Raw genomic sequence first — 4,808 nt, forward strand, 5'->3', positions numbered from 1 at the left:
GGAACGCCGAGGAGGCGGGGGACTTCCCGTGGAGGGGGAGTGGCCGCCGGGGAAGGCAGCGTGATGCCAGTTTCCCCGTGTGTCGTGTCCGGTTTGTCCCTAGGTTTCTGGCAGGGAACGCCGTGACAGTGCCAGAACGCTGTCACCGACCGCCGCCGCGAACGGCCTCGAACCGCTGACGCGACACGCCGACGCAAAGATCGCAACCCGAGGCACGGGCTAGGAGTCGGCGGTGAGGGCGGCGAGCTGGTCGGTGAACCAGATGCGCGGCGGGAGGAGGCCGGCTACGGCGGCGAGTTCGTCTGCGCGGCGGCGGCGGTCGGCGGGGGGCATCGTCAGCGCCGTGTGCAGGGCCGCGGCGGTCGCCTCGATGTCGAACGGGTTGATCACGAGTGCAGCGGAGCCCATCTCGGCGCAGGCTCCGGCCTCCCGGGACAGCACCAGGGCCGCGCCGTCGTGGGAGAGCACCGGCCCTTCCTTCGCGACCAGGTTCATCCCGTCGCGGATCGGGTTGACCACGAGGACCTCGGCGAGTGCGAGGGCCGCGATCGAGCGCGGGTAGTCGTCGGTGAGCTCCAGGCGCAGGGGCCGCCAGCCCTCGGTGGCGAACTCGTCCTCGATCTCGGCGGCGAGGCGCAGCACGGCGGCCGTGTACTCGCGGTACTCGGGCAGATCGTGCCGGGACGGGTAGGCGCAGACCAGGTGGGTGACCTTCCCGCGCCACTGCGGGCGGGAGCGCAGCAGCTCGCGGTAGGCCGCGAGGCCGCGGACGATGTTCTTGGACAGCTCGGTCCGGTCGACCCGGACGATCAGCCGGCAGCCCGCCGTCGCCCTGCGCAGCTCGGCGGCGCGGGCGGCGACGTCAGGCGCGCCTGCCCGCGCCCGCAGCTCGTCGGCATCCACCCCGAGCGGATGCACACCGATCCGCACGGTCCGCGGTGCCTGGGGGTCACCGGACGGCCAGCCTCCCGGCGGGGGCGCCACGAGCAGTTCCCGTGGCTCGACGCGGACGCCCGGCAGGGCCCGCACGCAGTCCTCGAAGGCGTCGGCCCAGGCGTCGGTGAGGAAGCCGAGGCGGTCGGCGCCGAGCATGCCCCGCAGGATCTGCTCGCCGATGTCGTCCGGGAGCAGCCGGAAGTACTCGGGCGGCGCCCACGGGGTGTGGCTGAAGTGCGCGATGCGCAGGTCCGGTCGCAGCTCCCGCAGCCGCCCGGGGACGAGGGTCAGGTGGTAGTCCTGCACCAGCACCGCGGCGCCCGGCGCGGCCTCGTGCGCGAGGGCCTCCGCGAACATGTCGTTGTACGCCTCGTAGGCCGCCCAGTCCCGACGGAACACCGGCCCGAACACCGGCTGCGTCGCCGGTGCGTACAGCAGATGCTGGATGAACCACAGGGTGCGGTTGGCGATGGCGTTGTAGGCCCGGTCGAACACCGTCGGCTCGACGTCGAGCATCCGCACGGCCGTGCCGCCGGTGTCGTGCCCGGCGAGGTCGAGCCGGCCGCCCGGCGTCGCGCGCACGGCCCGCCGGTCGGCGTCGCCGAGGGCCGCGCACACCCACACCATCGGCAGCGCCTCGGCGGGCGCGTCCGCCGCCGCCTGGCTCAGCCCGCTGACCAGCCCTCCGGCGCCGCGTCGCAGCACCAGCTCCCCGTCGTCGCCGGCGGCGAAGGCCACTGGGCCGCGGTTGGAGGCGACGAGCACCCGGGCCGTTCCCGATTCCGCAGCTCCCTGCGACGTGGCTCCCCGCGACCTGCTTCCCTGTGCCGAGGCGCGCGCGGGTGCGCCCTGCTCGACTCTCGGCATGCGTTGCACACTGCGGAGGGTAGGCCATCGGGGCGGGTGGCCGGGCCCGCCGGCCGGGCTTGCCCCACCCGTCGGGCGCCGCGCTGGCCGGACATGACCGCAGGTCGTCCGTCCGGTGTCCGGAAGGCGTCCCGGGGACATCGCTACGGAGTTACCCAGATTTCCTGGGCATGCGTGGGAACGAGTCCTCCTGTATCGCCGGGACGAAACGGACACCGAACCCGGTAGAACGACACAGGTAGCCCCTCAGCCCTGCAACCCCCACCAGCGACCTCACCCACAGCGACCCGACACCGCGGTCGACACAAAGATCACAAAGCGTGACGGCACCCTACTCGGCGAGGGCGGTGCGCACGGCGCTGGCCCAGCCGGCGCCGACCGGGCCCGACTCGACGGTGATGTTGTCGTAGCGGGCCAGGTGCTCGCTGATGTGGGGGTGGCGCAGCGCGTTGGCGACCAGGTGCATGCGGCCGACGTGCGCGGCCATCTCCAGGTCGCTGGCCGAGTCGCCGATCGCGATCGCCTCGGCGGGCGCGATGCCGCGGCGCTTGAGGTCGTGGGCGACCGCGTCGCCCTTGCCGACGCCGTCGGGGACGAGATGGTAGACGTGCGGCGAACCGCCGAGGTGGGGCATGTGCGCGGGGGAGATCAGGCCGTTGTCGCGCATGCTCAGCCAGGAGAAGCCGCTCTCGGCGAGCCAGCCGTCGACCTCGGGGACGTCGATGCGCCCGCGGAGCATGACGTCGACCTCCCGGCCGGCGTGCCAGGGGGTGTGCAGCTCGAGCCGGCCGGGGTGGCGCTCGATCAGCCGGTCGAGCAGCTCGGTGGGGACCTGGTCGTACTCGGGGGGCATCGCGCCGCGCAGCAGTTCGCTGTCCAGGCCGTCGTTCCAGCCGACGATCGCGCCGAGCTCGCCGATGAAGCCGTCCGCGCCGAAGATCTGCGCCGCCTCGACGAGCTGAGGCCGGGTCCGCCCGCTGACCAGGACCAGCGCGATGCCGGCCGCGTGCAGCTCGGTGAGCGCCCGCGCCGGCTCCAGGGTGATCGCCCCACCCTCGGCACGGAAGAAGCAGCCCTTCGGGCCGACCATCGTGCCGTCGAGATCGGTGTAGACGACGCGGATACTCACAGTCATGGACTCCTTGGTCTGCCGGTGAGGCCCTACCCGAACGTGAAGCGTGAAACACCGCTGCACGATCGCCCGCACACGGTCTACAGTACGGACAGACAACTTCATCTGGCTCATCCAGAGGGGCAGAGGGAACGGCCCAGCGAAGCCCCGGCAACCACCCGCATCCGATGCGCGGCAGGTGCTAATTCCGACCCGCGGCAGACCGCCACGCGGGAAAGATGAGGAGCTCCTCTATGACTCTCGCGCCCGAGCGCGCCTCCGCCTCCGCCCTCGACGTCGCGAATCCCGCCGTCGGCCTCTCCTGTCGTCACTGCGGCGCAACCTACCCGCTCTCCCCGACCCACGTGTGCGTGGAGTGCTTCGCCCCACTGGAGATCTCCTACGACGCCGATCTGCTCGGCCGGGTCACCCGGGAGTCCATCGAACGCGGGCCGCGCAACCTGTGGCGTTATGTCGGGCTGCTGCCCGCGGGCCACGACCCGGCGCGGCGTGTCTCGCTCGGCGCCGGGTGGACGCCGCTGCGCCCGGCTCCGCGCCTGGCCGCCGAGCTCGGCATGAAGACGCTGTACGTCAAGGACGACAGCGCCAACCCGACGCACTCGTTCAAGGACCGGGTCGTCTCGGTGGCGCTCAGCGCCGCCCGCGAGCTCGGCTTCGCCACCGTGGCCTGCGCGTCGACCGGCAACCTCGCCCAGTCCGTGGCCGCGCACGCCGCCGGTGCCGGGCTGCGCTCGGTCGTCCTCGTGCCGCACGACCTGGAGGCGGGCAAGACGGTCTCCACCGGCGTGTACGGCGGGACGCTCGTCGCGATCCAGGGCACCTACGACGACGTCAACCGGCTGTGCAGCGAGCTGGCCGGCGAGTACGAGTGGGCATTCGTCAACGTCAACGTCCGGCCGTTCTACGCCGAGGGCTCCAAGACGCTGGGCTACGAGGTGGCCGAGCAGCTCGGCTGGCGGCTGCCGGAGCAGGTCGTGGTGCCGATCGCGTCCGGCTCACTGCTGACCAAGGTGGACAAGGCGTTCGGCGAGCTCGGCAAGCTCGGGCTGGTGGAGCCGACGCCGTACAAGGTGTTCGGCGCGCAGGCCGCGGGCTGCAACCCGGTGGCCGCCGCCTTCGCCCGCGGGAGCGACACGGTCGCCCCGGTGAAGCCGTCGACGATCGCCAAGTCGCTGTCGATCGGCAATCCGGCCGACGGGCCCTACGCGCTCGACGTCGCGCGGCGCACCGGCGGCGCGATCACCGACGTCACCGACGAGGAGATCGTCGAGGGTATGCGGCTACTGGCCCGCACCGAGGGCGTCTTCGGCGAGACCGCCGGCGGCGTCACGGTGGCGAACCTGCGCCGCCTGCTGCGCGAGGGGCTGCTCGACCCGGCCGCCGAGACCGTCATCTACAACACCGGCGACGGGCTGAAGACCCTCGACCCCCTCGTCGAGACCGGCGGCCCGACCGCCACGATCAAGCCCTCTCTGCGTGCGTTCGAGGCCGCGGGACTCGGGGACGACTGACCGACCGCCACCACCCCCGATCGAGCGACCCGGTACCCCACTGGGCGGGAGCGACGGGCGGGTGACGGGCGGGTGACAGGCAGGCGACTCGAGGCCTCACTCGACGGGAGCGAGCTTGCACTCTCCCATGTCGAGTGCTAAACAGGACTTGGCACTCTCCCCTGGGGAGTGCCAAGGCTGAAACGGCGAGGTTGCCCGATCCGCCCATTCTGGTGCCGTCGGGGACCGTCCGTCGCGGGCGTCGTTGTGGCCAGGCCATCGAACCCTGCCATCCCACTGGGAGGACCCAGAAACCATGCCGAAGATCATCGCCTTCGACGAGGAGGCTCGGCGCGGCCTGGAGCGCGGCATGAACCAGCTGG

Annotated in this window: 3 protein-coding genes and 1 riboswitch; of the genes, 1 reads left to right on the forward strand and 2 read right to left on the reverse strand. The window is 72.3% G+C overall.

Annotated elements, in window-relative coordinates:
* Positions 1-219 precede the first annotated feature (219 nt).
* Both C1A33_RS20350 and C1A33_RS20355 read right to left on the reverse strand, forming a co-directional pair.
* Positions 220-1,701, reverse strand: coding sequence for an alpha,alpha-trehalose-phosphate synthase (UDP-forming) (locus C1A33_RS20350; RefSeq protein ID WP_101833030.1), 1,482 nt, complete (start codon positions 1,699-1,701; stop codon positions 220-222).
* 433 nt (positions 1,702-2,134) lie between these two features.
* A complete protein-coding gene (locus tag C1A33_RS20355) occupies positions 2,135-2,932 on the reverse strand; it encodes an HAD family hydrolase (protein ID WP_101833031.1) in 798 nt (265 codons plus the stop codon).
* 110 nt (positions 2,933-3,042) lie between these two features.
* Positions 3,043-3,160, forward strand: a riboswitch (SAM riboswitch).
* A gap of 8 nt (positions 3,161-3,168) precedes the next feature.
* On the opposite strand from C1A33_RS20355, the gene thrC reads away from it, so the two are divergent.
* Positions 3,169-4,446 (forward strand): threonine synthase, encoded by a 1,278-nt coding sequence (gene thrC / locus C1A33_RS20360; protein ID WP_101833032.1) that lies wholly within the window; start codon positions 3,169-3,171, stop codon positions 4,444-4,446.
* Positions 4,447-4,808 lie beyond the last annotated feature (362 nt).

The sequence above is a fragment of the Frankia canadensis genome (assembly GCF_900197875.1).
GTDB lineage: Bacteria > Actinomycetota > Actinomycetes > Frankiales > Frankiaceae > Frankia > Frankia canadensis.